A 26999-nucleotide genomic window follows, 5' to 3' on the forward strand; every position below is an offset into this window, starting at 1 on the left:
CTTTAATTGTATTGTTATTTATTGTCAGTTTTTTCAGCTTGTAGCTGACTCAATTTATATAGGTAGATGTTCAGTAAAAGGGTTGCGCGGTCAATTTCCTTTTGCTGTGAATACTTTTCAGCGTATTCAATACGACCTAAAAGCGGGAATAACGAGTTACTGTATTCGTACGCCTTTTCAGAGTTCTTATCTACATTCTGTCTAGCTACGTTGGCAAACACCGTTCTTGCGTCTGAGAATCGCTTATAAACATCCATAAACTGGTCTTCTAAATGGGCGCTCTGTGTCAAAAAGTTTTGACGTAGCTGCTGTGCAGAAGACGAATCCGGATAGATTGCGATTAATTCATTGGTCAAGCTATCGAGCTCGCTGACGTTACTTACTTTTGCCGAGTCTAAAAACCAGTTATTCATCATAATATCGACACGATTAATGGCCTGCGTTTTCAATGACTGAGCATATTTTTTATTTTCGTAATCTAACGAGGCGACCAAATTTACAAGTTCATTAAGTGAAGCTTGATTAATTTTTTGTTCCAATGTTCGATAACGTTGTTGCTCGTACATGAAATGTGAACATATCGCAGTAACAATCAAACCAATAACGAAGTAGATCATAAATCGACCAGACTTTGCCGGTGATGCTTTCTCTTGGCTATTTAGGTTGGGTGATGGCACCGGTGCCGGAGAGGGAGACACATTCACTTTAATTTCAGGTGCCTTCTGCGTTGCTGTAGGAGCGCTAGTGTTGGCTTGTTTTTCCTCGCGTAACTCAGCCGCAATTTGTTGTTCTTTTATCTGCTCAATCCATTGATTCAAAATACGGCGAATGCGACCTAATGACGGCGCTTCAATACCGTAATGAAGACGAAGCTCTTCCTCAATCCTCAAGCATAATTGATGTGCTGCCTCTATCAATGGAAGCTCTTCTGGTAACGCCCGATGCTTATTAATTCGTTTTTCAGTATGCTCTACCATCCATTCAATAGCGCTCATTCGTGCCTTTGACTTTGAATGCTCTGGATACGCGTTGAACCAATATACGACACACACATCAAGTATTGAGTTTAACCCTTCAACAAGGCCTCTTAAGCCGTCGTTATAGGTTGACGCAACGGTAAAGTAACAGCAACAACGTAGGTCTTTCGCTTGGGTACTCAAGATCTTTTTTGAGAGTGTTTGAACCGTTTTCCACGAGACTCTCCCTGTGACTTTATTCAGGTTGTTTATTTGACGTTTAATTTCGTCAAAATCCTCAGAACCATTAGGATTAGAGCCGCTTGGGTTATTTTCATCGATTGGTCTTCGAGCGAAGTCGGTAAAAAACATAAGGAAAGTTCCAACTGATCATATAGAAGTATTAAGTTATATAGGATTTCACTACTGTTATATTAAATTATAAGCAGTGCACATCTGTCGCAATTCTATAGACAAAATAAGCGGATTAGATAATAAAAATTCATTAAAAGAAATTAAATTACTTTTAGTGTGATCTTTGTTCATAATATTAATATCAATAGTTAAGTCTATTTATAAGAAGAAACTTATATATGAAGATGAGAACGTTGATTAAAAAGTAACTAAATTGTTATCGGAGATTACGTTTTGTTCAATTAGCAATCAAATTCTGCTACTTCTATTTAAATAGAAAGATTTACTGTCTCGTCACTTAATCTGTAGTCGGTTCTTTAGTTTTTGTTTGTAGGTAAAACAACCAACCTGATAGTTGAAATGTATTAAATTATAGGTGTTTTTTTAGGCTTATTGAAAAAGAGAATATAATTGATATCTTTCGCCTCTAAGTAGAATATCGGTTTTCCTAGAGGGACGAAATGCTAAAACCAAGTCAAATTGGGCTGATTTCAGCCATGTGTCTATTTTCTTCTGTTGCAATGGCAAAAGGGGAGCGATATGGACTCTCTACCAGTATGTTGACTATCGATAGCATTAAATACGATGAAGGTAAAAGTGGTGAGCAGGATACGCTTAGGTTCGGCTTGGTTCATACTCGTCCTATTGATGAAAACAATAACCGTTGGCGTTGGTGGTTAGGGCTAAACTATCTAGCAGAAGATATTGAAGCGCCAGCAAACGGCTTATATCAAGAAGCGACGAACTATGAACTTCGTGTTGTTCCTCAATATGCGTTGACTTCTTGGAGTGTTTTCACACCATACGTTGGTGCGGGCTTGTCTGTCGGTTACTCGCAATATTCTAATCGCTGGCAAGTAGACCAAGAGGGCTATCGTTATGAGAGTGTTGAAGACATCGACCAGTTTGAGTTAGGTGCGGTTGTGACCCTTGGTACTGCTATAAAGTTAGGCAGTAATCCTGACGCCCATATACAAATTATCCCGCAGGCCTCTTATATCCTTCCGGTTGTAAATGATGGAATTGGTGGGCTTGAACTATCAGTTTCTTTGCTCTTTTGAGGTTCGTAAATGTACTCAAATCAGCTAGTTTTATTTATCTCAAAGTGTCCAGAGGAATACACCGGTGCAAAGCATATTGAAATGCCTGAAAGTGGTGGTTCGATAGGTCGTTCCCCAAGCTGTAGCGTGTCTTTAGCCGATCACAACCGCTTTATATCGGGCACTCATTGTTTGCTCAGCGTGTATGGAGATACCTACTATATAAGTGACGTATCAACTAACGGCACAATGGTAAATGGGAACAAAATACTAAAAAATCAACCCGTTGCGATAGTTGATGGCGACATCATTTCTTTAGGGCAATATGAGATTGGTGTTTCTCTTGAGCACGTTACCTCAACACTAGACATCGCCGCTGATATTGCTCCTGAGCGAGTATCTAGCGATCCTCTGGTTAGTCTAGGAGATGCGGTTGTCGAAGAGGAAGAAAAAGTCGGTGCCTTAGAAGATTTGTTTATGGAGACTAAACAGGATGACATTGATTGTCATGATCCTGTTGCTCACCTTAACTTTTCGATGCAGCGAGATGACGATTACTTAATTCGTGATAATGAGCGTACAGAATCTGAACAACCTAGAACCGTGGAAAGCACGCGTCAGGTGGTCGATGACAGTTTCAGTATATATTCCGAATTCGATCAGCCAAGCCTAATCCCTGAAGACTGGATGGCTGCGGAAACCAAGAGTAACGCATCGGTCAATGATGCATTAGCGCCAGAAAGCGGTAAGGCACATAGAGCCGATATTGCCTCAGCTGAGGTGATGCAACCTGGCACGGTAGCCCCAGATAGCACGATTCAAAGACAACATCGTACGCCTAATGTTACTGAGATGGTCGTAGAGCAGGCAAATACAGGGTCAAAATGGGAAGAGATGACCCAATCTTTTACGCCTTCTCCTAACACTAATCAGCAACTTCAAATACCTACGGCAGAGCACGCGATAAACAGTACGACGAAAGCACAAGTCGATACTGATGCGGCCGTTTGCTCTCCAGATATAGCGCAAGCGTTTTTTGATGGTTTGGGTATTCGAAATCCAGAGTTGATGACAAACGAGGCGCAGTTATTCAAGCAAATGGGCACTTGCTTGCGTTTATGTATTGATAACCTACAGAAAGAGTTGCACGAAGTGGAATCGTTAAAAGATGAGCAGAGTGCGAGTGAGGCTAACTCGAACATCGCAGAGCTAATGCTCACTTTGAATAGTCAGCAATTACTGGCTCCAAATGAACTGGTTGAACAAATGCTCGATGAGCTGAACGATCACCAAGTTATGTTTAACAAAGCACTGAATGAGCTCGTTTTAGAACAGTCTGAAACGAACGATCCCGTAGCATTTGCTAACAGGGTCGCTAGCCAGTCTTTGTTCTCAACTAAGTCAAAGCTGTGGGCCGAATACCTAGATTTCTACACTAATAATCGTCGCCTGCTTAATGAAACATCCTTAAAAGGGCTGATTAAGAAAAACTATAACAAAGTGATTAAGGGAAACCATGCGTAGTATCGCCGTATTACTCGGATTTGCCATGTTGTCCGGTTGTTCCATGTGGGATCAATTTAAAGAGTCCACTGGTATCACACCAGAAACTTCGTCGATTGAATTGGTTATTGAGGCATCACCTGTACTCAATGTGAGAAATGGGGGCCAGTCATCTCCAGTTATTCTCCGTCTTCACGAATTAAGTTCGCCAGTATTGTTCCGAAGCTTAGATTTCTTTGCCTTGTTTGAGAGCGATAAAGCGTCGTTGGGTGATGAGTACATCAAACGTTACGAGTATCAAATACAGCCAGGTGGAAAAGTTCATGAAATGCTAACGCTAGACCCTGACACTCGTGCCGTCGGTTTTTCAGTGGCTTTTCGTGATATTGATGGTTCGTCATGGCGAAAAGTGGAAGTTATTGAAGAGAAGAGCGAGTACTACATCAAGCTCAAGTTAGAGGGCAGTGAGTTAATTTCTGATAACACTCGCGGCATTGAACAGGTTTACTTTTAAGGGATAGAAACATGTCTTTATACAATCCAGTTGTTTGGCAAGATGGAATGTTCATGAAGCCGCAGCATTTTCAACAACTCGATCGTTCGCAAAGTAAACTATCGAGCCTACTGAGTGCCAATGCATCGCCTTTGCATTGGGGAATTAAACGTTTAGAAATCAACTCTCAGTTACTAGCACTGGGTAAAATCGGTATTACTCGTGCTGAAGGTATTTTACAAGACCGGACACCATTTGAGCTTCCGTTGCTTGCTGAGCTGCCTGAAGTGAAAGATGTAGATCCTTCGATTGCCGATAAAGTCGTTTATTTGTGCTGTCCGTTACCATCGGAACGTTCTGAGTTATTTGGTACCAAAAAAGACGGTGCGCGCTATACGATGGAATCTCAAGAAGCGGTTGACGCTTGTTATGATTCGGAAGACATGGCAAATATCGTCGTCGGTAAGCTTAACTTTTGCTTAATGTACGATCATGAAGATAAGAGTGCTTACACGTCTATTCCGATCTTAAAGATCTCAGAAGTGAAGCCTGATGGCAGCGTGATCTTAGATGATAGTTTCATTCCTACCTGTATCGATATTCATGCGTCGACAGTACTGAGTAAATTTGCGACCGAGTTTGCTTCTATGTTGAAGCATCGCGCGGAATCGATAGTCCTGCGATTAGGGGTGGTGGATCAACAAGGCGTATCATCGGTTTCTGACTTTATGCTATTGCAAGCGCTCAACCGATACGAACCCTTATTTTGGCATTTCGCCAGCACAGAAGCTGTGCATCCTGAGTCTTTGTATCGAATTCTTCTTCAGGCAGAAGGTGAGCTTTCGACGCTGTGCTCAACAACACGCCGACCTATTGAGTTTACGAAGTACAATCATGGTGATCTTACTAGCTGTCTTTCTCGCGTCCTAGACAGTGCGAAAATGACATTGAGCGTGATGTCTGAGCAAAGAGCAATTCCACTGACCTTAAAAGATCAGAACTATGGCATCAGAACGGCAGCAATCCCTGACAATAAGATCATTGATACGACAACCTTTATCCTCGCAGTTAAAGCCGACGTGACCTTGGATGTTCTGCATACCCAGTTTGTCAGCCAAACGAAGATCGGTTCTATCGATAACATACGTGACTTGATTAACCTTCAACTGCCTGGGATTGAGATCAAACCAATGCCAGTTGTGCCACGCGCGCTGCCGTATCATGCTGGCTACACCTATTTCGAGCTCGATAAAACGGGCGAAGAGTGGATGGCGTTGAAGAACACTGCTGCGATTGCGATTCACGTTGCGGGCGATTTCGCTAACTTATCATTGCAACTTTGGGCCGTTCGTCTATGAGTTACGCAGAAACCGACGTCACCGTAGTCTTATTCCAACCAGAGCCTGGCAAACCAATGGAGGTAATGCCAGCGCCTGACTTGTCGAGAAACATCGCAGTACAAGATCTATCTATCGACAACATGGGTATTAACCCGCTAGTGGACCAGTTCTCATGGTTGATCGCCAGTCTGTCTTGTATGTCTTCGATCCCTTGGCTTGATGACCCGATGCCATTTCGTGAACAAGTGGCACGTGAGATTCGAAAAGGTGAACGAAAACTTAATGAAATGGAGCTCGATCGTGCTTCGGTTCTTGTTATTCGTTACTGCTTGTGTGCGGCGATTGATGAATCTGTTTGTCGACAAGAGTGGGGGGCAAATAGTCACTGGAGCCAGAACAGCTTACTGTCTGAATTCCACAACGAGACATCTGGTGGTGACAAGTTTTTCGTTATTCTCGACCGCTTAAAAGCCGACCCTCGCAAATACCGTCACGTTATAGAGTTTCTCTATTTATTGCTTCAACTTGGTTTCCAAGGCAAGTACGGCCGTGAAGAGCGTGGCAACGAAAAGCTAGCGGAAATTGGCAGCACCATTTATCGATTAGTGCGAGATGACCGCCTAGCAGAACAAGAAAAAGTTTCTTTAATCAACCTTAAAGCTAAATACCTAAAGAAGCCGTTAAAAAGGGTAATTTCACCCAAGCTGATCTTAAGTCTTAGTGCGATGACGTTTGCGCTTATGTATGCGGCAACCTACATCGTCATAGACTTAAAATTCCAGCAACTGCTTGAAGTGTATAGATAACCAGAAATCTAAAAATGAGATCTTCTGCCAGTTTTAGGGCTTATTGTGAATATCACTGGTCTTTTAGTGAAATTCACTAGTTATTTAGAGAGATTGCAGTTTGCGATCTCTTTTATCATTCAATCAATAAAATTCAAATGGATTGGTTATGGGCGTAACAGTTGGTGCGAATGGACTTTCGATAGTTCATAAAGGCTCAGGTGGTGAAGCGAATGCAACGCTCCCAGATGTTTGTTTAACTAAGGTCGGCAAGCCAGTCGTCCCTATCCCTTATGGCAACAATGCTAAATCAGCAGACCTTGCTGGTGGGACTACGACAGTCTCTATGGATGGCGGTAACAGTGTCGCTATCAAGGGCAGTACGTTCTCAAAAAGTACCGGCGATGCGGGCGGTGACAGAAAAGGCGTTTCCTCTGGCACGATAGAAGCTGAAGCAAAATTCATTTCAGCCTCACCAACGGTTAAATTTGAAGGTAAGGGCGTATGTCGCCTGTCCGATCAAATGACCATGAACAAAGCCAACACTGTGTGTCTTGGCGGCGCACAAAACCCATCGGTTTCTGTGAGTGAAGAGCAGGAAGGGACGTATACGCTGGATATAGAATGCAAATATCCAAATGGGCTCCCTTACTCTAATGCACAATTTTCTTTAGTCGAACCTTCAGGTGCTGTCATTGGGAGTGGAGTGCTGGATTCTAGCGGAAAAGCATCTGTTAATGGTCTCGCTCTAAAAGAATGCAGGTTAGTGCTCAGCGAAACTCAAGACTCTTACACCCCGAACCAATCTTTAGCTGAAAATATTGTTACGGAAACTTACCCTGATCCGAATGATTTTTGTACGTTTGTCGCAGGTCGCCGCTCGCCATTTTGGGAAGATCGTGTTGGGGTTGCTAATGACTGGGGCATATTGATGTCCCCATCCTTCAGTGATGATGACTTTAAAGATATTGTGTTAGAGCAAAGCCGTATATCGTCTCCTTATGCGATTAGTCAAAATCACTCTAAAGATTTTTCTGATGCTTATGTTTCGGCACTTTATCACATCCAAACTGATACTACTGCGCTAGAGAAATATGAACCTTTAGTTGAACTGCTCTTGGAGCAAGTGCACGAAAATGGCGATATATTGAGAGTCTTATATCAAGCTGATGTGTTTGAGCCTCCCTATGAATTATTAGCGAAGCTTCGCTTTTTAGGGACTGGGAATACTGTGAAGTATTTGCAGTTTGTTTTATGGACGTTGATAAACAATCAAATCTGTTCATACATCGATGAGCTAAACAGTGAAATCATCGGTCGTTTAGATTTCATACAAAGCCAAGCTTCTGCAAGATCGTTGAGTTCTGTTGAAGAGGGTATAAACGGTTATAAAAAAGCACTTAACCACTTCAAACAAGCACTTCCTGACGTCATTAGCCAAATTTTCGAAACCAAAAATGACACCCTAATTTCTATATCGGCAATGGCCCTTGGGAGTACCGTTAACATAGCGAGCCAATCTAGCTTTGCTACTAATTTAGGTAGGGTTAATGCGGTGGTGTACACGAAGTCAAACAACTTGAACCGCCCATCATTTGTCACTTTTGACGATAACTTTTCTGACTAGGACATTTAAATCATGGATGCAGTTTTTCCGATAGCGCAACGAGAAGGTGACGCTTACTACACGCTCAGTGATTTTACGAAATTGTTTGATCAAGCTAAGAGCGGTCGTTATTTAATAGGACAAGGGTACGGTTGGCATAGTGGCATTCACTTAACATCAAAAATGTTACCGTGGGGGAAAGGGCTCAGACCTATTCAAGCGATGCTTGATGGAAAAATAGTGGCATTTCGCATAAATCCTGATTACCTAACATCAACGTACCAAGAGCAAGAGTTTAAGTATAGTAATAACTTTGTGCTTATCGAGCATGAGGCTGTAAACCCCGAAGATAATGAAGATGTATTTAAGTTCTATACACTTTATATGCACCTTGCGCCACCTTCAGATATTGGCGCCAATTCATCTATAACCACGCGTTACCGTTTACAAGAAGCGAGAAATGTACGCACTTTCAAACATAGTGATGTGCCTACTAATTCTGGTGAAAAAAAACAGTCGATGTCTAAAGGAACATTACTTGAATACCTGTATGCAGAAGAGAAGGAGACCCATCCATACCAGATCGACAAAAATACCTACAAAATGATAAAGTGCCGTGTGGTAGAGAATGGTAAATCGGCAAGTGGTAGCGAAAAAGCACTGTTAAACAAGATTGTTTGGTTTGCTTCGGGTCTCAATAGTGACTTTGACATTTTAGAAGATTCCTCTGCTGTCCTATCAGAACCAGTTTCAGAACCTAAATGGATGTCGGACAAGGCGGCAATGATTAGGGACGGTAGTGTGGTTTCTTTACTCCCACTCCTATTTAGAGAGGGGATAAAGGTTTCAGCTGGGGAAGATATCGGTTACATGGGACTGCATGAGTACAGTAACGATGCAATTGGAACTAAGAAAGAAGATAATCGTGTGCATATCGAGATGTTCTCTTTTGAGGAGCCGCCCGAATTTTTCAAAAAACAGATTTCTCCCAAAAATGCGGAAGAAAATCCACTTGTTGTTCTCGATGGGGCCGATAGTAGCGGTGCCGTTGATATGAGTAATTCGTTTATTCAGCAATTACTTGAATCTGTGACAGAAGATCAAGTAACGGACTTCTCCTCGTTCACTGCTCGCGATGCCAAAGTATACTTAGACGGTAAGCGTAAACACTTTGAGCGATTTATTGTGAAACATCCTACAGATTGGCATACAGAGTCGTCACAAAGTCTTTATGAATCAATCCATCAGACCGCAAAGGAAGCTCTAGATATTAAGTGCTCCGCTGGTTTTGTGACTATAGAGGACTACCGTAACTCCCCATGGCGCGATCAAGTGATGGATAGCTTTGATCTTTTCTCACAATTCGAACTGGAAAGAGCAGATAAGTTCTCATGGATGCAAGATTTACATGGTGATTTGCAACTAAGCGATGATAAGAGCCTTTGGCATTATTGGCCTTTTACATTGAATGTTACGAAATTAAGTGAATGTAAATTATCAATTGACCACGAGTTTATAGGTGAACTTGAAGGTAGCAGAAAAAAAGGATATGTTCCTGACCCTAAGAATAGTAAGAGTGGGGTAACTATTGCTACTGGCTTCGATTTAGGAGCAAGAAACATAGTTGATTTGAGAAAACTCGAACTACCGAGTGACCTTATAACAAAGCTCACCCCATATCTAGGTATGAAGAAATTTGAAGCAGAATCTTTTTTGAAAAAAAATCCGTTAACTATTAATGAAGATGAGTTGCTTTTAATTAATCACGTAGTTAAAAAGCATGAAACTGAAAAAATCATAGCGTTGTATAATAAAAATTCTCAGATTGAATTTGCCTGCTTACCAAGTCAAGCTCAAACTGTAATTGCTTCCGTTGCCTATCAATATGGTTATCTACCTCGTGAAACTAGAAAGTTCTGGTTTCAAGCTGTAAACCAGAAGTGGGAAGAAATGTATGATAATCTAATGGACTTTAGGGATCTATATCCAACACGCAGAAAAAAAGAAGCGTTATTACTTAAGGAAATTATTGAATGAATTATAATAGACTATTAATTACTTTGGCTGTGATTTGGTCAGGTTTGACTAGTGCAGCTTCAATGACGGATATTTATGAATTGTTAGACTTTACATCATTCCCTAACTCACTGAACCCCAAAAGCATCGAAGAAAGGCATTTTTCTGATTTTCAAGGTGAATTCAAACTTGCAGTACCAAAAATAACAAAAGATGAGATTGTAATAGATGATGACCATTGGTATTACAAGATTGAGTTAATGGAAATTAAAGGTGATAATGTGTACCTTTGCTTTCATGATAAATCTAAGGTCGGCACTTATGACTCTGTGCAACCTATTGTTGTTAGAAGATATGGGAATGATTTTGTTGCTTTAGCATTGGACCCAACTTCTTCAAACCAAGAGTGTAAGTAATTATACCGATTTAGACTTTGGGTTTTAATGTAGAAGAAATAAAATAGCTGTTTATTTAGTAATTAGTTTTATACAGTGATTACGGGCAGATATATTCCTATAAGGAATAGTCACTATTAATAAATGTAATTAGAGTTGGAGTCAATTTGGTTAATGTTTCATATGTTCCTTAACTTTACTCAGATTACATCCTTACTATTTTTCTTCTCTTCCGTTCTAAGTAAATGCTGCGTGTGAGCAAAGCTCAGTTGTATTCACATGTAATTTGGAAAATAAAGACAGTGGCTTGAAAGCTTGTTTTAATCAAGCCGAGAATTCGATGTACTTCGTTGTTGACGAAAATGGATTGAAAACAGTTTATGCCCCACGAAAGGGGAAGAGTTTAGATAATTATAAATGGATAGATATTTCTCTTGAAGAACCTGAATTCATTCCTTTGAAATTTGAAGTAAATGAAAACAAGAATGCGTACTTTTCATTGACTAGAGGTGGTGGACGGTTGAGTGTCGTTGCTAGCTTCGTTGACATGATTGAAGATGAAAATGCTGTTGAGTACTACTGTGAATGGGAAACTGAAACAGCTCTGGATCCCAACGTTAGATTAAAAATAAAACACGTAAAGCCCAATGGGTTTGAAGCTTGGGATTAAATAGCAATAGATTCCAGTGAGAGCCTAAATAAAATTCATTGTAATAAAGAGTTAGCTTTTCTAGAAAATTTACTCGAGACGTTTGGATAAGAAACGTTCAGATAAAAAGCGCCGAAAGGCGCTTTTTATTTTCTTTAAAATAAAGTATGGTCTCCCTCCTTTTAAAATGGTAAGTGTTGAATAATTCAACAGTGGTTAGGTAAATGAATAAAATAACTAAACTCGCTTTGACTTTGTCCGTATTGACATCTGTTGTTGGGTGTCAACTGGTCTCAAATACGCCGATGCAATCGACAGCAACGAAGGAAATAATTGAAAAAGCAAAGGCAGAGTTTGATGGACAACGTTTTTATAAGTTGAATGAATATGATGAAGAAATCAACGTTTCAGATGACGGTGTCATTACCTTCAAGTCTTACTTACCACGCAGCGGCGGCTATGAATGGGTACCAATTGTGATACGCGATACTAGTTTTCGTGTTTCTTGCGATTATTTCAGTGAATATGTTGAAGCTGGAATGGTTGTTCAGGTTCAGTTTGTAGGTAAACGCGGGCGCATTGAAAATTACGACAAGCAACGTTGTGAAGAGTTTGGCGAGCCAACATGGCAATAAGATCTATGGATAATTAAAGCGCCGACAGGCGCTTTTTATTTACGTTTTAGTTAACCGTTAGAAAAGATGTAGACCAATCTTCGGAAGATTAGGCAAGCAATGCGTAGTATCTGGTCACAAGTTGGTATGAACTTGCCTTTTAGAAAACGCTAATAAAATCGCTAAACAGCTACATGATAATAGAACGACACCTAAGTTTTGTACTGTTCCAGCCATCGCTAATCCCGTCCCGATCATGATGTAGTACATGAGCCCAAATAAAGCGCCTGCGCTACCTACCTGTTGTTTATAATCAACGAGTGCGTCACTGAGTATATTGGGTATCGCAATCCCATAAGACATGACGACTAACACCATTGGAGCAACAAACCAGATTGATTGGCTCAGAATCAACACACCGACTGATCCCAAACTAAGCAATACTGCTGAGAGCCAAAGTAGTTGGCTTTTTCGAACATTTTTAGACACTAGGGATTTGTTTAAACAACTCCCAAGCAGAGTGCCTAACCCCAGTACCATGCCACTGTATCCAAATTGTTCGGAGTTATACCCAAGTACCGAGAAAGTAAATGCGCCAAGCTGGTAATAAGAAAATAGAGCAATGTTATACAAAGCAACCAGTAATCCTGAGCGCCAAATTCGCGCGTCTCTTACCATTTTCCAGCTAAGTTGATGCAACCGTACTGGTGTCTGTTCCTTCTGTGTTTCAGGAAGCTTAATGACGTTATAAGCGAACAATACTAACGCGATTAAAAACAAGGCAAAAAATACATAACGGTATCCACCAAGCGCTGTAAGCTGCCCGCCTAATAGCATGCCAACTACCGGGCTGATTGATATACCCATCCCCATTAAGCTGAAGACTTTACTCAGTTCTTGACCGTCAAACGCGTCACGAAGCATGGTCTGTGTGACAACGGATCCTACCGCGATACCAAATGCGCTTAGGGCTCGCGCGGCCATGACAACAGCAAAGCTTTCGGTTTGAGTTGCGAGTAAAGATGCGCAACCATAGATAAAGAGCCCAATAAGCATGGTGGGCCTTCTTCCCAGTTTATCTGCGAGAACTCCCCAAACTACAACGCCAATGGCAAAAGCTAGGAAGTAAATCGACAATGTTTGGGCTGCTTGTGCGTGGTTTACATCAAATGATAGAGCGATTGAGCTCAACGCTGGGCTATAGATGGTTTCTACAATTTGCGGAAACATCAACATAACCAGCATGAGCCATAAAGAGGGCTTAGTATTCATATTGTTACCCATCGTTAATGAAGTTGGCGGGCAGTATAAATGAGGCTATGATTGATCTAATAACAACATAAAAACCAAATACATCAATATTCGGACAAAATGGCGCTTATTAACGAAAAAACACAATTTGATGCAGACAAGATTACTAATTATGTAGTGGGAATTGCTGCGGATATTGGCAAGCACGACTCAGGTATGCATATGCACAAGAAAGGGCAGTTATTGTACGCACCTCAAGGTTGTATGAGTTTTGCTCTGGAAGACTCGATTTGTATTTTGCCACCGACAAAGGCGGTTTGGATCCCACCTAATACGCCGCATCGTGCACTAATGACGAATGTGGTGGCGTATCGATCTTTGTATTTTGATTGTGAGGAGTTTGCCTGTCCGAGTAAGATCGCGATGATAGAAGTGAATAATTTACTCCAAGCTCTTATTGATAAAATGTCATTTTGGGAGTGGGATAAGCCTAGCAGCGAGATGGTAAATACGACGGCGCTTTTTTGGGAGGAGTTTTATGCTGCGAAACGTTATTCGTTTCAGTTGCCTTTGCCATCGCATCGGCGCTTAACAACGTTTCGTCGAGAGTTGGTTGAACCTTCATTTCTAGCTCCTTCGCTTACTACTCTTGCAAGCAAAGTTGGGGCAAGCACCAAGACGGTAACACGATTATTTAAGTCGGAAACGGGCATGAATTATCAAGATTGGCGGCAACAGTGGAGGCTTTTAAAAGCAGTTGAATTGTTATCAACGGGCATGCCAGTCAGCGCAGTTGCCGATTGGCTGGAGTTTTCGTCAGACAGTGCATTTATTGCATTTTTCAAAAAGCAAACTGGACAAACACCTCTGACGTTTATGAAAACCAAGCCTTAAGAGTCAAAATGCTCACACTCTTTCTAGAACAACCCCCAGGTTCACAGGCTCAGCCTATAAAGCATACATAGACAGGTACCAACGTGCAGGTTACTTGTCTTTACTCTGCAGTTTGCGAAAGTATTGCGTGGTAAAATCAACAAAGGCTCGGATGCGTTTTGGTTGATGTCGGTCGTGATGATAAAGGAGTGAAAATTCCACACTCGGAATGCTCCAATTGGTAAACACTTCTTTTAGCTTGCCTGTCTGGAGTTCTTGTTGACAATAAAGTGCTGGCACACGGATGATGCCATTTCCCGCCAAGGCTGCTTTTATCATTACTCTGCCACTCTTACATCGTAACTGTCCACGTATCTGGTGTTCCGTTGACTGCTTTGTATTCGTGTTCTCAAATGCCCACCGTGTCACACTACCTGTCAAACAAACGTGTTTTTCTAAGTCCTTTGGATGCGAAGGATAGCCATATGTTTCTAAATAGTTTGGGCTTGCGTATGTCCCCATTTCCACATCGATCAGTTTGCGAGCGATAAAGTTGGAGTCGTCTAACTTTCCCATTCGAAAAGCGATATCGAATTCATCCGCGATTAAATCGACACGATGGCTACTAAAATCTAAGTTAATGCTCACTTGTGGGTGTTGGATTAGAAACTGAGCAACGATATCTGCGACAACGTCTTCTCCTAAATAGCCCCCCACACAGTTGATACGAATGTCACCTCTTAAGTCTTCTACATCATCAACCACTGCCATAACAGCTTGATCAATATTGTGAAGGGCAGTTTCACACTGTTTATACAGAACCTTGCCTGCTTCGGTGAGGTTCAGTGTTCGAGTGGTCCTTTGTAGCAAAGTGACACCAATCTGTTGCTCCAGATTTGTTATTTGACGTGAAACGTGTGAGCGAGAAACGCCAAGTTGCTCTGCTGCTTTCGTGAAGTTTCCTAGTTGAGCGATTAGGACGAAAGAGCGAATATCCGCAAGGTTGATGTGTGTTTGCATGATGACTTCTTCATAATTAAAAAAGTATTGTTGCAGTATAACAACAGTGTTTCAACTAGGTCGGTATATATCAACAAACAAAGTTTTCTTAAACTTACCGCCACTGATGTAAACCGTTCGATTAAGGATTCAAAATGAAAAAGTTAATTGTTATTACAGGCGCCAGTTCAGGCATTGGTGAAGCGATTGCACGTCACTTCAGTGAACAGGGCCATGCTCTTCTTTTGTTAGCAAGACGTGTAGAACGTTTGGAAGCATTAAACTTACCAAATACGCTTTGTGAAAAGGTAGATGTGACCGACAAAGCTTCTTTTGAGGCTGCAATTGAGAAAGCTGAAGCGTTGTATGGTCCGGTAGATGCACTTGTAAATAACGCAGGCGTTATGCTTCTAGGTCAGATAGATACTCAGGAAGCATCGGAGTGGAAGCGCATGTTTGATGTGAACGTAATTGGCTTACTCAATGGCATGCAGTCCGTCCTAGCACCGATGAAAGCACGTAACAGTGGTACGATCATTAACATCAGCTCTATCGCGGGCAAGAAAACATTCCCTGATCATGCTGCTTATTGCGGTACCAAATTTGCGGTTCATGCTATTTCTGAAAACGTACGTGAAGAAGTTGCGTCATCGAATGTTCGCGTTACGACGATTGCACCTGGTGCAGTGGAAACGGAATTACTTTCACATACAACGTCTCAAGATATTAAAGATGGCTATGACGCTTGGAAGGTGGATATGGGCGGCGTGTTGGCAGCAGACGACATTGCACGAGCAGTGCTGTTTGCTTATCAGCAACCGCAAGGTGTATGTGTTCGTGAAATTGCTTTGGCACCGACAAAACAACAACCTTAACATTGAGTTACGGCGATTTTAGGTCACTAAAGCCGTAAAACTTTGCATATCGATTCGTGATTGAGATGGCATCTTTAAACTAAGTTGCGTGAAAATTTAGGTCATCCATTTAAATCCGGACACTAAGTGTGTTATTGCTTATACCCAAGTTACTCAAGGTGAGAAAAAACTTTGAGTAATTTGGGTTTTTATTTGGTCTCAATTTTAGGTAGCGGAATTTATTTAGGTCGAAGGCGATAGTTGTGAAGAAAGGAGAGTGTGACGTAAAACAAAATGAAGCAATATCCGTCTCTTAATGAGAATTGATTTCATCAACGTCACAAGCCGTTACAATTATCCGTTAGGTATTATACTTTGTGGATGGTTAATATTTAACCAAACAAGGAGGTGTGTATGAAACGATTCGCAAACATACTTTTTGCAACACAAGGATTGCCAGGCCATAGTGACGCCCTCGAACAAGCGATGAGGATTGCATCTAGCAACAAAGTGCCTGTCTCAGGGCTAATAGCGTGTCCTGATTTCCCAACAGACATGATCCAGTATCAGCAAAGTTATGAGCAATCGCTGCAAGACTCCCTCAAACAAAGTATTCACGAATACAGACAGAAGCTGGGACTCTCTGAAGAGGATCTCGCATTTCCTCTTACTGTGAAAAGCAGTGAAAAGCCCGCTGTCTGTATTATTCAAGAAGCATTAGCTGATAACAAAGATCTCATCATCAAAGAAGCTGAACCGCTCGGTGAAGGTGCTGAGGGTTTCAAAGCTATTGATATGACTCTGTTACGAAAATGCCCTTGTCCGCTTTGGTTGCACCGACCAATTGATAAGCCAAGAGATAAGCGCCGTGTTGCTGTGGCTATCGACCCATTAACGGCAAGCGATGAACAGCACTCATTAGCCGTGCGTTTACTCGAATTATCGCGTTCGATAGCCGACACCTGCGATAGTCGTTTACACGTGATTTCTTGCTGGGAGTATTACTTAGAAAACTACCTTAATGGTAACGCTTGGATTCAAGTCGATGATGCTGAGTTGAAACATGAACTCGACAAAGCAAAAGCCGATCATAAACAAGCTCTGCAACAGCTGTTGGAGGAGTCTGGGATTACAGGTGAAATTGTGATTCACCACCTGCATGGAAAACCCGACGAAAAGATTCCAGATTACGTAGAGAGTATTGAGGTAGACGTGCTGGTAATGGGAACCTTAGCGAGAACTGGTATATCTGGCTATGTCATTGGTAATACGGCTGAAAATATTTTGCAATCGATTAACTGTAGTTTGGTCGCTCTTAAGCCCGATGGCTTTGTCTCACCGATTCAGTAATTGGGGTGTAACAAAGTTGGGTTTAAGTGATGTTTTAGGTAAAGGAGGGAGATGGATCTCTAGAACATGGAATTATCAATGTATCAATAAGTTATCAGAGGAGAGTGACATGAAAAACCTATGCCCGAAATGCCACACAGAAATGATAGAACGTTCGAATGTTTATGTTTGTCCGAGAAATGATATCGGTGACTGCACCTACGATGCATTCGAGTTAGCTGATGACGATAATCCATATACATTCAGCCAAGAACACGTAAGTAGTGACCTACGTTCTTATGCCGTAGCAGACAGCAAATAGCGGTTTGTATCGGCGTTCCTCTAAGTAGCACTCAGTGATTACTGTTTGCTACTTTTCCCTTGGTTTCATGATCGTTTTTGAAGCGCTTGGGTTAAAACAATACAGTGGAGTTTGTCATTTGCGCCGAATAGGGCGTACCTTCTTATAATAACGAATGGGCTGCGATGTTGAATAACATAACGGGTAAAGAAAACCTGCCGAAAAACCTAGATAATCAGTTGGTCTTACTGATTTTCCCTGCGCTGCCAGTTTTAATCTTCTCTTTTCTCTTCTATATCTATACTCCTGCAGGCGTGAGCTGGAATGCGGAATGGATACCAAGCCTCGATATCAACCTTAGCTTTAGATTAGATGGTCTTTCATTTCTTTTTGCGGGACTGATCAGTGGGATTGGCGCACTGATTCAAATCTACGCTTTGGCTTATTTACGAGAAAGTGATAGCCGGTTTTCCTTTCATTTGTATCTAACCCTATTCATGCTTGCCATGCTAGGGATTGTGATGAGCGATAACATTCTGTTGTTATTTGTTTTCTGGGAACTCACCACCATCACTTCTTATTTACTGATCGGGTTTAATCACGAAAATAAAACGTCTCGGAAAAACGCCTTGCAGTCGCTGATTGTTACTGGTGCTGGTGGACTAGCGTTGCTAGCTGGTCTTATCTTGCTGGGAGCAATGGCAGGGAGTTATGAGCTAAATACCATTATCGAGCAGGCAGACACTATTGCGCAGCATGAATGGTTTATCCCATCTCTAGTGCTCATACTACTCGGTGCATTTACTAAATCTGCGCAATTCCCGTTTCATTTTTGGCTACCTAACGCGATGGCAGCTCCCACTCCGGTCAGTGCGTATTTACACTCGGCAACAATGGTAAAGGCAGGCATTTACCTATTAGCACGTTTATCGCCAGTTTATGCCCACAGCGAGATCTGGTTTTATGCTTTAGTCATCACTGGGAGTATCACGGCCATTTGGTGCACATTTGTCGCATTAAAACAAACTGACTTGAAGCTGATGCTAGCCTACAGCACGAATGTTGCTTTGGGTAAATTAACATTATTACTAGGTATGGGCACAGATTTGGCCGTTAGTGCAGTATTGATGTTTATTCTCGCTCACTCTTTCTATAAAGCTGCGCTGTTTATGGTGGTGGGTAATATCGACAAAGCGACAGGAACACGAGATATTGATCAATTGTACGGCCTGAAGTCAGTTCTCGTCATCAGCATGGTTGCGGGGAGTTTGGCTGCATTGTCTAAAGCGGGGTTCCCGCCGTTGTTAGGCTTTTTGAGCAAAGAATACATGTACAAGTCCGCAGTAGAGCTCAATAACTGGATCGCCTTTGTACTTTTAATCGTGAATATACTGATGGTCGCGCTAACCATTATGCTTATTGCGAGACCATTCTTTGCTCGCCGTGATCTCGTGCCGATTGAAACTAAGCCAGTTGAGACAAAAAAAGCCATGTGGATCTCGCCTTTGCTCTTGGCAGTTGGCAGCCTCCTAGTTCCGTTATTCGGTTTGAATTGGTTAGATCGCAATATTATTTTTCCGGGCTCTGCTGACATTCTGCCCACAGCAACTCTTAAAGAGACATCACTATGGCATGGCGTGAATGTACCGTTAGTGTTAAGCGTTATTACGCTAGCGTTGGGGTATGTGGTGTACCGTGTTTATCCTACTGTGTCTGCATTTTTTCAGCGGCTACATCTATTCGTCCCCAAAGCGGAGAATATTTTTGAACGACTATTAGATGGCATGATGACAGTGGCGAAGTGGCAAACGGCGCGGTTACAGCAAAAGAAATTGAGTCGCTATGTCCTATTATTTTTCACGGTACTTGCCGTTGCGTTACTGAGTCAGGTAGCGCTTATTCCTCTGCCTTTGGTTGGCGAACTTTCAAGTGTCACTTTCTATGAGATTGGTATTGCCTTATTGTTGATTGGTGCTGCGCTCGTATGTACGTTGTCCCACGCAAGACTTCTTGCGATTTCTGCGCTTGGTATGATTGGTTTCATGACCACGCTTGTTTTTATGATTTATAGCGCCCCGGACGTTGCGAAGACTTTACTGTTAGTGGAAACATTAATGGTGGTCTTTCTTGCATTGTTAATGCGTCATATGCCACGTCTAACCACCGTGCCCAAGCATTCAATAAAACGTAAAGTAGCGAATATTTGCATAGCAGGTGTGATAGGTGTTTCGGTTACTTTACTTTTGTTAGGAATCACGTCTCAGCCGATGGACTCTTCGGTGTCAGATTTCTTTGCAGAAAACAGTGTCCCGGGTGGACATGGGCGAAACATTGTTAACGTTATTCTGGTCGACTTTCGCGCATTTGATACATTGGGAGAAGTTGTTGTCGTTGTTATTGCAGGGATTGCTGCAGTGAGTTTGCTTAAGACAAGAGCGAAAAAGCAAAATCGTATCCAATCATTAATTTTTGCAACCACGGCACACATTGTTTCGGCACTCATGCTCGTATTTTCAGTGTATCTGTTGTTACGTGGTCATAACGAACCGGGTGGTGGCTTTATTGGTGCGTTGATTGCCGTTATTGGTTTATCACTTCTCATGTTCGCGGAATCACCGAAATACGTTCGTTCTAGGTTGTATTTCAAACCGTTTCTCATTGCGTTATCTGGCATCGCATTGAGCTTAGTTTCTGGTGCTTTGAGCTTTGCGTTTGATAAACCGTTTTTGACCGGACTGTGGTGGAAAGACGTGATACCACTAGGGACGCCATTGGTTTTTGATGTTGGTGTTTACCTTGCCGTTATAGGTGGCGTGATGGGTATGCTGCTTCGTATTAATGAGGAGCTAGAGTGATGGAAATAGTCTGGAGTGTTGTCGTTGGAGTATTTGTCGCAGCAGGTGTTTATTTAATGCTTGAAAAGCATATCTTGCGCCTTTTGTTCGGCATCATGTTACTCAGTAGTGCGGTTAACCTTGCTATTTTTACCGCTGGAAGGCTGACGCCTGGAGAGCCGCCATTGATTGGCGATAATGCTCTTTTACCACCAGATAGCGCGGCAAATCCTTTACCTCAAGCGCTTATCTTAACTGCGATAGTCATCGGTTTTGGACTACTTATTTTTTCTTTAATGCTGTTCTATCGAGCTTATAAAGACACTGGAACTGCAAACGTCGATGAAATGCAACGTTCTGAGGAGGGTCAATGAGTTCGATTTTGCTTACGTTACCGGTAGTTCTCTCGCTGAGTACGGCGTTGATTATCTTCTTCGTCCGTCGCTCAACAAAAAGTGTTGAGTGGTTGAGCGGTGTAAGTGCGATTTCGAACCTTTTCGTTGCGGGCTTTCTCACAGAAAACATCATAAATAATGGTATTCAAGCCGTTGCTTTTGGTCAGTGGAGTGCGCCATTTGGTATCGTGTTTGTCGCAGATTACCTCAGCGTTGCTATGGTGATGATCACGGCGGTGATTGGTGCGATATGTGTTTTCTACGCGATGGCGGACCTTCACCGAAAGCCCTCCTATAGCAATTACCATGCGTTAATGCACATGTTGCTTGCTGGCGTTTATGGCGCTTTCCTGACTGGAGATATTTTTAATCTGTATGTTTGGTTTGAGGTCATGCTCATTTCATCATTTGGTTTAATGGTGTTAGATGCAACGAAAACTCAAGTTGATGGTGCAGTAAAGTACGTGATGTTGAACCTGATTTCGACGCTGGTATTTTTGCTTGCTATCGGTTTATTGTATGGAGCAACGGGCACCTTGAACTTGGCCGATCTCTACACCAAAGTAGGGGAAAATGAATTGAGCATCAACATGATGCTGTCCGCGCTATTTTTGTTTGCCTTTTCTATTAAAGCGGCACTCTTTCCTTTATTTGCTTGGTTGCCAGCTTCTTATCACACGTTACCAAGCGGTGTGGTGGCACTGTTTGCCGCGTTGCTTACTAAAGTCGGTGTATACGCGTTGATAAGAGTCTTTACCTTGGTATTTCCGCTCGCCGAGAGTGGTTGGCAACCGACGTTAATTTGGGTCGCAGGGCTAACCATGTTAACGGGCGTTTTAGGAGCGGCTAGCCAATTCGACATTAAGAAAATTCTTTCTTTTCATATTATTAGCCAAATAGGCTATATGATCATGGGGTTGGCTATTTACACTCCCTTAGCTTTAGCCGGTGCCATTTTCTACATTGTTCATCACATCATTGTAAAAGCGAATTTGTTCTTAATAGGTGGATTCATCGAGCGCAAATATGGCTCTAGTCAACTTGAACATTTGGGTGGGGTATACAAAGCTATGCCTTGGTTAGCGTTCTTGTTTCTTGTCCCTGCGTTTTCTCTGGCCGGTTTCCCACCGCTATCGGGTTTCTGGGGAAAGCTATTGGTCATCAAGTCGAGCATACAGGCTGAGTATTACTGGTTAGCAGGTACCGCGTTATTGGTGGGGTTGCTTACTGTCTACTCGATGACGAAAATTTGGAGTGAGGCATTTTGGAAAAAGCCATTTAGAGAGAAGCCAGAACAGACTCTGCAGGCCAAAGTACATTGGTTGTACTGCGTTCCAATTATTGTATTGACAACGTTGACGCTAATCATTGGCTTAGTGGCGGAGCCTTTTTATCAATTTTCCGTTCAAGCTGCAGAACAACTGTTAAATCCGACTGAATACATCAGAGTGGTGTTAGGAGGAAATGCATGATCTATCTATTCCTCAATTTTTTCTTAGCGTTAGCGTGGATGATGCTTAATGGCAGCTATTCGAGTCTGAATTTTGTTGTCGGATTTACGGTCGGCTTTTTTGCTTTAAGGTTGAGTCAACCATTTGGATTGAAAACGAGCTATTTTCAACGTTTTGCATCTGCATTGAAGTTATTGGTGTACTTCGCTTATGAAATGGTTATATCGGTTGCGAAAGTGGTGTGGGACGTCGTGACACCTACTCATTTGAGTCAGCCTGATATCGTTTATGTCCCTCTGGAGGTCGATTCTGATCTAGAAATCACATTACTGGCGAACATGGTTTCTTTAACACCGGGTACGCTTAGTTTGGATGTTACGGCTGATAAAAAGTATCTTATCGTTCATGCCATGTTTGCACCTGAACATGAAGAGGTTATTCGCGGAATTAAAGATGGGTTAGAGCATCGAATTTTGGAGGTGACGCGTGGATAGTTGGCTGCAAATAACGGTCACTTTTGCCTATTCTGGGCTACTACTCAGCTTTGTTATGGCTTTTGCTCGTTTAATTCTAGGACCAACGCTAGCTGATCGAGTTGTGGCGTTAGATCTGATTTCATTTATCACTATCGGATTTATTACGGTTTACACCTTAGACAGCGGTGAGGACGCTCTGTTAGACATCGCCATTACATTAGGTTTGGTCGCATTTCTCGGCACGATCGCATTTGCACGTTTGATCGTTAAAAGAAAGGAGAAAGAATAATGGACGTGTTGATTGGACTATTTTTATGCTTAGGAACATTGTTGACCTTGGTTGCAAGTCTAGGTGTCCTGAGGCTTCCTGATTTGTATACCCGAATGCATGCAGCGACCAAAGCTGGAACTGTCGGAGTGAGCTGCTTGTTATTAGCGGTCGCTTTCTCACTCCCTGAAGTTACCGTGATCTCTCGGGTTATCGGTACGATGTTGTTTATCGTTCTCACTGCGCCAGTCGCCTCCCACCTGCTCGGCAGAGCAATGCGAGAGGTCGGATATAAGATTTGGCGCAATGATTAACCATTAGCGTCGAATAGTACTACGTCCTAGTTGAAATAAACTCGAAGCTGTATTGATGAAGTCGGAAGTAATTGACGGTATATTCAAATGCACGACCATCTTCTAGGTAACCAGTGGACTCAACTTTTAGAATAGGGGAAGCTTCTGATTCATTCAGGTATGAGGCCGTCTCTGCATCTAACAAATACGGTTTGACAGACTGACTGCTTTTCGCAATTTTCAATCCTTTGCTATTTTCAATGTACTCATATTTAGAACCATTCATTATGGCTATGCTCAAGTCTGGAAATAACACTGCTGGCATATGAGTGACTTCGTAAATTTCAGGCTCATCATTAATACATCTGAGTCTATGTATTTCATATGTATCATCATTGGGCGAGAGATTTAACTGCTTAGCAACCTGTTCATTCGGTTTTTTAAGTTCGAACTTTATGACTTGAGAGCTAGGCGTTTTCCCCTGTTTACTGACTTCCTCGATAAAACCCAGCAAATGTAAGGCATCATGTTGGGCTTTTAGATCGTTTACATAAGTTCCACTACCTCTTGTCCGACTAATTAAATTATTGTCGACCAGAATTTGTAAGCTTTTTCTGATGGTTACGCGGCTTACGGAAAACTCTTCTTGCAAATCACTCTCTTTTGGAAGCATCGATTTAGGTTGTAGTTCCCCATCTTTGATCTTTTTTTCTAATCGTTCCGCAATGTCTATGTATTTGGGTTTCATAATACCTCGCTAAGTCTTGGATCATGATAGCAAGAATGTGATCTGAGATGTAGTTAATACTTTTCCTTAGGATCTTTGTGTGATTTTTATCTCGTATCTTTGTGCTTACACTTTAAATGTATCATAAAAGTATTAATACTTATTTTATACATTTTCAGGATAAACATTTGAGGTAGCGAAATGAAACATCAAAAATTAACGATTGTTGGTGCTGGCAGTACATACACACTTGGTATGATGAACAGCCTTATTGCCGAAAAAGATAACTTTCCACTCGCAAAAGTCGTGTTTTACGACATAGATGAGAAACGCCAAGAATCGAATGCATTAGCTACTGAAATTCTATTGCGAGAACACTATCCAGAAGTTGAAGAGTTTGTTTATACAACGGATAAATCTGTCGCATTCGCAGATTCGGACTTTTTCTTTATCCAGATCCGCACTGGTGGGTTGGCCATGCGCGAGCGCGATGAACAAATCCCGCTATCCAACTCTTGTGTTGGGCAAGAGACATGTGGCGCGGGAGGAATGGCATATGGACTTCGCTCTATCGGCGACATGATCCAGCTAGTGAACGAGATCCGACAAACGTGTCCAGATGCGTGGATTCTTAATTACACCAACCCGGCGGCAATTGTCGCTGAAGCTTTAAATCGTGAATTTCCGCATGATAAGCGAATTCTAAATATCTGTGATATGCCAGCAGCGATTATGGTCAGCTATGCGCAATTGTTAGGATGTGAAATTTGGGACTTCGTTCCTGAATATTTTGGGCTTAATCACTATGGCTGGTTTACCAAAATTCGTAACAAACAGGGTGAAGACTTAACGGACAAAATTAAAAATATCATCCTAAAAGAAGGGATCAGTGCGGTTGATGCGGAAATAGCGGATGACCCATCGTGGCAAGCCACATTCAAAAACATGAGAACAATGCTTGCTGATAATCCAGAGTTTTTGCCGAATACGTATCTTCAGTACTATTTGTACCCTGAAAAAATGGTGGCGAAAGAGGATATCAACAATACCCGCGCAAGGCAGGTAATTAACGGCCGTGAGAAACGAGTGTTCGAATTGAACGCAAGAATAATTGAAGCGGGCACCACGAAGCACGAAACACTGCATGCCGATATCCATGGTCGATACATGGTGAGAGTTGCGGCTTCGCTTGCCTACAACTTGAGCGATGTGTATCTCGTCATCGTACCGAATAATGGTGCTATTACAAATTTACAAAATGACGCCATGGTAGAAGTTCCAGCTGCGCTAACTAGTGATGGACCGAAAGCTTTTACTGTAGGAAAAATCCCAACCTTCCAAAAAGCCATGATTGAGAGCCAACTTGGTTACGAGAAATTAGTTGTGGATGCTTGGTACGAAGGAAGTCAGCAAAAGCTGATTAATGCACTCACACTTAACCGTACCGTGGTTAATGTGCCAAAAGCTAAAGAAATAACAAAACAATTACTAGAAGAAAATAAAGCCTACCTTCCTCAATTTTTTCAATAACAACTGGACGTTCGGGGCCTACTTGTAGGCTCCGTGAATGAAACAAGAGGTTTATATGAAAGACATTATTCAAAGGTTCGGAGCCGCGATGTTTGTTCCCGTTCTATTATTTCCAGCAGCGGGCATGTTATTGGGTTTCTCTGTTGTGCTGTTAAATCAAGAAGTGTTTCCTTGGGCACTAGAGGGGAGTGCTTGGGTTAAAGTCTCGACGATCATTTTACAGGCATCTCTCGCTGTATTTAAAAATATGGCACTTATTTTTGCCGTTGGGTTACCTATCGCTTTAGCTAAAAAAGCATCTGGTCGCGCTGTACTTGCAACACTCGTTTCCTACATTACGTTTAACTACGTTATTGGTGGAATCCTTCAATTTTGGGGACCAGAACTGGGCGTGAACTATACGGAAGGTGAGCGAGGTTTGACTGAAGTTGGTGGCATTCTAACGCTTGATACCAACTTACTAGGTGCCATTTTAATTGCAAGTCTCTCTGTTTGGGTTCACAACCGATTCTTTGATAAAAAGCTACCGGATTGGGCGGCTGTATTTGGCGGAACGCCATTGGTTGTGATCATTAGTTTCCCCATTATGGTCGTGATGGCAATTCTAACTTGTTTGACTTGGCCAAGTATTCAGCATGGTATTAACAATCTGCAATCATTTTTGGTTTCTGCTGGATCGTTAGGGGTATGGCTATTTACGTTTTTAGAGCGAATCATGATACCAACGGGGTTGCATCATTTCGTATATGGTCCCGTTTTTTATGGGCCAGTTGCAGTCGATGGCGGAACGGTTGCCTATTGGATTCAAAATATACAGACATTCGCCCAGAGCTCGGAAAGTTTAACGACACAATTTCCTCAGGGTGGTTTGATGTTGACGGGAATGGGTAAAGTGTTTGGTTGTACGGGTATCGCACTAGCACTCTATTCAGTTGCGAAAAAAGAAAATAAAAAGATGGTGATGGGGTTAGTGCTCGGAGCCGCAATCACAGCAATTCTTACAGGGATAACCGAACCAATAGAGTTTACATTCTTATTTATCGCACCTGCGCTGTTTGCTTTGCATGCGTTGTTATCTGCGACAATGGCAACGATCGCCTTTATGTTTGGTGTTTCCGGTAACTTTCAGACTGGCTTGATAGACTTCATTTTCCAAAACTGGTTGCCTTTGGCTGGTAACCATGCAGGAACATACGTGATTCAGATTATTATTGGTCTCATGTTTACTGGTGTTTACTTTGTTACGTTTCGCGCGCTTATTTTAAAATACAACATACTTACTCCGGGACGTGAAGGTGCAGATAGTAAGTTGTATTCCAAAGCTGACTACAAAGAAGCGAAAGCGGTCCATAACAGTAGCGCAAGTCCGTCACAAGCTAGTGCCTTTATTGAAGGTCTGGGTGGAAAAGAAAACATTGAATTGTTAACTAATTGCGCGACGCGTTTGCGTGTTAAAGTTAAAGATGTCTCTCTTGTAAAGGAGAACGCATTTTTCACACAGTACGGAGCGGTGAATATTGTTAGAAATCAAGAGAGCCTTCAAATCATCGTTGGTTTAACGGTGCCACAAGTTCGCGAAGATATGAGCCAACTGATAAAAGCTTAAC

26 protein-coding genes are annotated in these 26999 nt (G+C 42.1%); 22 read left to right on the forward strand and 4 right to left on the reverse strand.

The annotated features are described in order from the left end of the window. Positions 1–14: 14 nt before the first annotated feature. The gene (locus MTF70_RS08650; protein WP_025767906.1) at positions 15–1328 is read right to left on the reverse strand and encodes a type VI secretion system ImpA family N-terminal domain-containing protein; all 1314 of its coding nucleotides are present in this window, start codon (positions 1326–1328) and stop codon (positions 15–17) included. A gap of 503 nt (positions 1329–1831) precedes the next feature. Here MTF70_RS08650 and MTF70_RS08655 point away from each other — a divergent pair. From MTF70_RS08655 to MTF70_RS08700, 10 genes are all read left to right on the forward strand, one after another. Continuing rightward, complete coding sequence (locus MTF70_RS08655) at positions 1832–2431, forward strand: hypothetical protein (protein WP_017633753.1); 600 nt, start codon at positions 1832–1834, stop codon at positions 2429–2431. Positions 2432–2440: 9 nt separating this feature from the next. Then, the gene (locus MTF70_RS08660) at positions 2441–3934 is read left to right on the forward strand and encodes an FHA domain-containing protein (protein WP_025767905.1); all 1494 of its coding nucleotides are present in this window, start codon (positions 2441–2443) and stop codon (positions 3932–3934) included. Then, a complete protein-coding gene (tssJ, locus tag MTF70_RS08665; RefSeq protein WP_005386118.1) occupies positions 3927–4427 on the forward strand; it encodes a type VI secretion system lipoprotein TssJ in 501 nt (166 codons plus the stop codon). The genes MTF70_RS08660 and tssJ overlap by 8 nt, the downstream gene beginning before the upstream one ends. Before the next feature lie 11 nt (positions 4428–4438). Further along, positions 4439–5764, forward strand: coding sequence for a type VI secretion system baseplate subunit TssK (tssK, locus tag MTF70_RS08670; RefSeq protein WP_025767904.1), 1326 nt, complete (start codon positions 4439–4441; stop codon positions 5762–5764). After that, positions 5761–6552: a type IVB secretion system protein IcmH/DotU gene (icmH, locus tag MTF70_RS08675; protein WP_025767903.1), complete on the forward strand. Its 792-nt coding sequence runs from the start codon at positions 5761–5763 to the stop codon at positions 6550–6552. The genes tssK and icmH overlap by 4 nt, the downstream gene beginning before the upstream one ends. Positions 6553–6700: 148 nt before the next feature. Beyond that, positions 6701–8158 carry a DUF4150 domain-containing protein gene (locus MTF70_RS08680; RefSeq protein WP_025767902.1) on the forward strand — a complete coding sequence of 486 codons (1458 nt, stop codon included), beginning with the start codon at positions 6701–6703 and terminating at the stop codon, positions 8156–8158. 12 nt (positions 8159–8170) lie between these two features. Next, positions 8171–10174 (forward strand): pesticin C-terminus-like muramidase, encoded by a 2004-nt coding sequence (locus tag MTF70_RS08685; RefSeq protein ID WP_017820367.1) that lies wholly within the window; start codon positions 8171–8173, stop codon positions 10172–10174. Beyond that, positions 10171–10569 (forward strand): hypothetical protein, encoded by a 399-nt coding sequence (locus MTF70_RS08690; protein ID WP_017820366.1) that lies wholly within the window; start codon positions 10171–10173, stop codon positions 10567–10569. Before MTF70_RS08685 ends, MTF70_RS08690 begins: the two co-directional genes overlap by 4 nt. Before the next feature lie 319 nt (positions 10570–10888). Further along, the gene (locus MTF70_RS08695; protein ID WP_021707559.1) at positions 10889–11218 is read left to right on the forward strand and encodes a hypothetical protein; all 330 of its coding nucleotides are present in this window, start codon (positions 10889–10891) and stop codon (positions 11216–11218) included. Positions 11219–11421: 203 nt separating this feature from the next. Continuing rightward, positions 11422–11832, forward strand: coding sequence for a hypothetical protein (locus tag MTF70_RS08700; protein ID WP_017820364.1), 411 nt, complete (start codon positions 11422–11424; stop codon positions 11830–11832). A 114-nt stretch (positions 11833–11946) separates the two neighbouring features. On the opposite strand, the gene MTF70_RS08705 is transcribed toward MTF70_RS08700, so the two are convergent. After that, on the reverse strand, positions 11947–13083 hold the full coding sequence (locus MTF70_RS08705; RefSeq protein ID WP_017820363.1) for a multidrug effflux MFS transporter: 1137 nt from the start codon (positions 13081–13083) through the stop codon (positions 11947–11949). A gap of 99 nt (positions 13084–13182) precedes the next feature. Here MTF70_RS08705 and MTF70_RS08710 point away from each other — a divergent pair, with 99 nt between their 5' ends. After that, the gene (locus MTF70_RS08710) at positions 13183–13956 is read left to right on the forward strand and encodes a helix-turn-helix transcriptional regulator (protein WP_017820362.1); all 774 of its coding nucleotides are present in this window, start codon (positions 13183–13185) and stop codon (positions 13954–13956) included. A 90-nt stretch (positions 13957–14046) separates the two neighbouring features. Here the strand turns inward: MTF70_RS08710 and MTF70_RS08715 are convergent, their stop codons facing one another. Continuing rightward, a complete protein-coding gene (locus MTF70_RS08715; RefSeq protein WP_005373334.1) occupies positions 14047–14955 on the reverse strand; it encodes a LysR family transcriptional regulator in 909 nt (302 codons plus the stop codon). A gap of 134 nt (positions 14956–15089) precedes the next feature. On the opposite strand from MTF70_RS08715, the gene MTF70_RS08720 reads away from it, so the two are divergent. From MTF70_RS08720 to mnhG, 9 genes are all read left to right on the forward strand, one after another. Beyond that, positions 15090–15809 carry an SDR family oxidoreductase gene (locus MTF70_RS08720; protein ID WP_005373333.1) on the forward strand — a complete coding sequence of 240 codons (720 nt, stop codon included), beginning with the start codon at positions 15090–15092 and terminating at the stop codon, positions 15807–15809. A gap of 393 nt (positions 15810–16202) precedes the next feature. Continuing rightward, entirely contained in the window at positions 16203–17138 is a 936-nt protein-coding gene (locus MTF70_RS08725) for a universal stress protein (RefSeq protein WP_005373330.1), read from the forward strand. Between the two features lie 109 nt (positions 17139–17247). After that, on the forward strand, positions 17248–17439 hold the full coding sequence (locus MTF70_RS08730) for a hypothetical protein (RefSeq protein ID WP_005373328.1): 192 nt from the start codon (positions 17248–17250) through the stop codon (positions 17437–17439). Between the two features lie 164 nt (positions 17440–17603). Then, positions 17604–20273 carry a hydrogen gas-evolving membrane-bound hydrogenase subunit E gene (mbhE, locus tag MTF70_RS08735; RefSeq protein ID WP_017820361.1) on the forward strand — a complete coding sequence of 890 codons (2670 nt, stop codon included), beginning with the start codon at positions 17604–17606 and terminating at the stop codon, positions 20271–20273. Then, positions 20273–20626: a Na+/H+ antiporter subunit C gene (locus tag MTF70_RS08740; protein ID WP_017820360.1), complete on the forward strand. Its 354-nt coding sequence runs from the start codon at positions 20273–20275 to the stop codon at positions 20624–20626. Before mbhE ends, MTF70_RS08740 begins: the two co-directional genes overlap by 1 nt. Next, positions 20623–22119, forward strand: a complete 1497-nt coding sequence (locus MTF70_RS08745) for a Na+/H+ antiporter subunit D (protein ID WP_017820359.1) — start codon at positions 20623–20625, stop codon at positions 22117–22119. The genes MTF70_RS08740 and MTF70_RS08745 overlap by 4 nt, the downstream gene beginning before the upstream one ends. After that, positions 22116–22592, forward strand: coding sequence for a Na+/H+ antiporter subunit E (locus MTF70_RS08750; protein WP_005373320.1), 477 nt, complete (start codon positions 22116–22118; stop codon positions 22590–22592). Before MTF70_RS08745 ends, MTF70_RS08750 begins: the two co-directional genes overlap by 4 nt. Further along, entirely contained in the window at positions 22585–22863 is a 279-nt protein-coding gene (locus tag MTF70_RS08755) for a cation:proton antiporter (RefSeq protein ID WP_005373317.1), read from the forward strand. Before MTF70_RS08750 ends, MTF70_RS08755 begins: the two co-directional genes overlap by 8 nt. Next, the gene (mnhG, locus tag MTF70_RS08760; RefSeq protein WP_005373314.1) at positions 22863–23156 is read left to right on the forward strand and encodes a monovalent cation/H(+) antiporter subunit G; all 294 of its coding nucleotides are present in this window, start codon (positions 22863–22865) and stop codon (positions 23154–23156) included. The genes MTF70_RS08755 and mnhG overlap by 1 nt, the downstream gene beginning before the upstream one ends. Before the next feature lie 19 nt (positions 23157–23175). On the opposite strand, the gene MTF70_RS08765 is transcribed toward mnhG, so the two are convergent. Then, complete coding sequence (locus MTF70_RS08765; RefSeq protein WP_005373312.1) at positions 23176–23883, reverse strand: GntR family transcriptional regulator; 708 nt, start codon at positions 23881–23883, stop codon at positions 23176–23178. Between the two features lie 180 nt (positions 23884–24063). Here MTF70_RS08765 and MTF70_RS08770 point away from each other — a divergent pair, with 180 nt between their 5' ends. Both MTF70_RS08770 and MTF70_RS08775 read left to right on the forward strand, forming a co-directional pair. Next, positions 24064–25392 carry a 6-phospho-alpha-glucosidase gene (locus MTF70_RS08770; RefSeq protein WP_025767900.1) on the forward strand — a complete coding sequence of 443 codons (1329 nt, stop codon included), beginning with the start codon at positions 24064–24066 and terminating at the stop codon, positions 25390–25392. 55 nt (positions 25393–25447) lie between these two features. Continuing rightward, on the forward strand, positions 25448–26998 hold the full coding sequence (locus tag MTF70_RS08775) for an alpha-glucoside-specific PTS transporter subunit IIBC (RefSeq protein WP_021707556.1): 1551 nt from the start codon (positions 25448–25450) through the stop codon (positions 26996–26998). The last annotated feature ends 1 nt before the right edge of the window (position 26999 follow it).

Source organism: Vibrio sp. 2CM40D, assembly GCF_023161825.1.
Classification (GTDB): Bacteria; Pseudomonadota; Gammaproteobacteria; order Enterobacterales; family Vibrionaceae; genus Vibrio; species Vibrio alginolyticus.

Coding starts and splice junctions, on each gene's coding strand:
- MTF70_RS08650 (WP_025767906.1), bottom strand. CDS start 1,328: ATGTTTTTTACCGACTTCGCTCGAAGACCAATCGATGAAAATAACCCA.
- MTF70_RS08655 (WP_017633753.1), top strand. CDS start 1,832: ATGCTAAAACCAAGTCAAATTGGGCTGATTTCAGCCATGTGTCTATTT.
- MTF70_RS08660 (WP_025767905.1), top strand. CDS start 2,441: ATGTACTCAAATCAGCTAGTTTTATTTATCTCAAAGTGTCCAGAGGAA.
- tssJ (WP_005386118.1), top strand. CDS start 3,927: ATGCGTAGTATCGCCGTATTACTCGGATTTGCCATGTTGTCCGGTTGT.
- tssK (WP_025767904.1), top strand. CDS start 4,439: ATGTCTTTATACAATCCAGTTGTTTGGCAAGATGGAATGTTCATGAAG.
- icmH (WP_025767903.1), top strand. CDS start 5,761: ATGAGTTACGCAGAAACCGACGTCACCGTAGTCTTATTCCAACCAGAG.
- MTF70_RS08680 (WP_025767902.1), top strand. CDS start 6,701: ATGGGCGTAACAGTTGGTGCGAATGGACTTTCGATAGTTCATAAAGGC.
- MTF70_RS08685 (WP_017820367.1), top strand. CDS start 8,171: ATGGATGCAGTTTTTCCGATAGCGCAACGAGAAGGTGACGCTTACTAC.
- MTF70_RS08690 (WP_017820366.1), top strand. CDS start 10,171: ATGAATTATAATAGACTATTAATTACTTTGGCTGTGATTTGGTCAGGT.
- MTF70_RS08695 (WP_021707559.1), top strand. CDS start 10,889: ATGTACTTCGTTGTTGACGAAAATGGATTGAAAACAGTTTATGCCCCA.
- MTF70_RS08700 (WP_017820364.1), top strand. CDS start 11,422: ATGAATAAAATAACTAAACTCGCTTTGACTTTGTCCGTATTGACATCT.
- MTF70_RS08705 (WP_017820363.1), bottom strand. CDS start 13,083: ATGAATACTAAGCCCTCTTTATGGCTCATGCTGGTTATGTTGATGTTT.
- MTF70_RS08710 (WP_017820362.1), top strand. CDS start 13,183: ATGGCGCTTATTAACGAAAAAACACAATTTGATGCAGACAAGATTACT.
- MTF70_RS08715 (WP_005373334.1), bottom strand. CDS start 14,955: ATGCAAACACACATCAACCTTGCGGATATTCGCTCTTTCGTCCTAATC.
- MTF70_RS08720 (WP_005373333.1), top strand. CDS start 15,090: ATGAAAAAGTTAATTGTTATTACAGGCGCCAGTTCAGGCATTGGTGAA.
- MTF70_RS08725 (WP_005373330.1), top strand. CDS start 16,203: ATGAAACGATTCGCAAACATACTTTTTGCAACACAAGGATTGCCAGGC.
- MTF70_RS08730 (WP_005373328.1), top strand. CDS start 17,248: ATGAAAAACCTATGCCCGAAATGCCACACAGAAATGATAGAACGTTCG.
- mbhE (WP_017820361.1), top strand. CDS start 17,604: ATGTTGAATAACATAACGGGTAAAGAAAACCTGCCGAAAAACCTAGAT.
- MTF70_RS08740 (WP_017820360.1), top strand. CDS start 20,273: ATGGAAATAGTCTGGAGTGTTGTCGTTGGAGTATTTGTCGCAGCAGGT.
- MTF70_RS08745 (WP_017820359.1), top strand. CDS start 20,623: ATGAGTTCGATTTTGCTTACGTTACCGGTAGTTCTCTCGCTGAGTACG.
- MTF70_RS08750 (WP_005373320.1), top strand. CDS start 22,116: ATGATCTATCTATTCCTCAATTTTTTCTTAGCGTTAGCGTGGATGATG.
- mnhG (WP_005373314.1), top strand. CDS start 22,863: ATGGACGTGTTGATTGGACTATTTTTATGCTTAGGAACATTGTTGACC.
- MTF70_RS08765 (WP_005373312.1), bottom strand. CDS start 23,883: ATGAAACCCAAATACATAGACATTGCGGAACGATTAGAAAAAAAGATC.
- MTF70_RS08770 (WP_025767900.1), top strand. CDS start 24,064: ATGAAACATCAAAAATTAACGATTGTTGGTGCTGGCAGTACATACACA.
- MTF70_RS08775 (WP_021707556.1), top strand. CDS start 25,448: ATGAAAGACATTATTCAAAGGTTCGGAGCCGCGATGTTTGTTCCCGTT.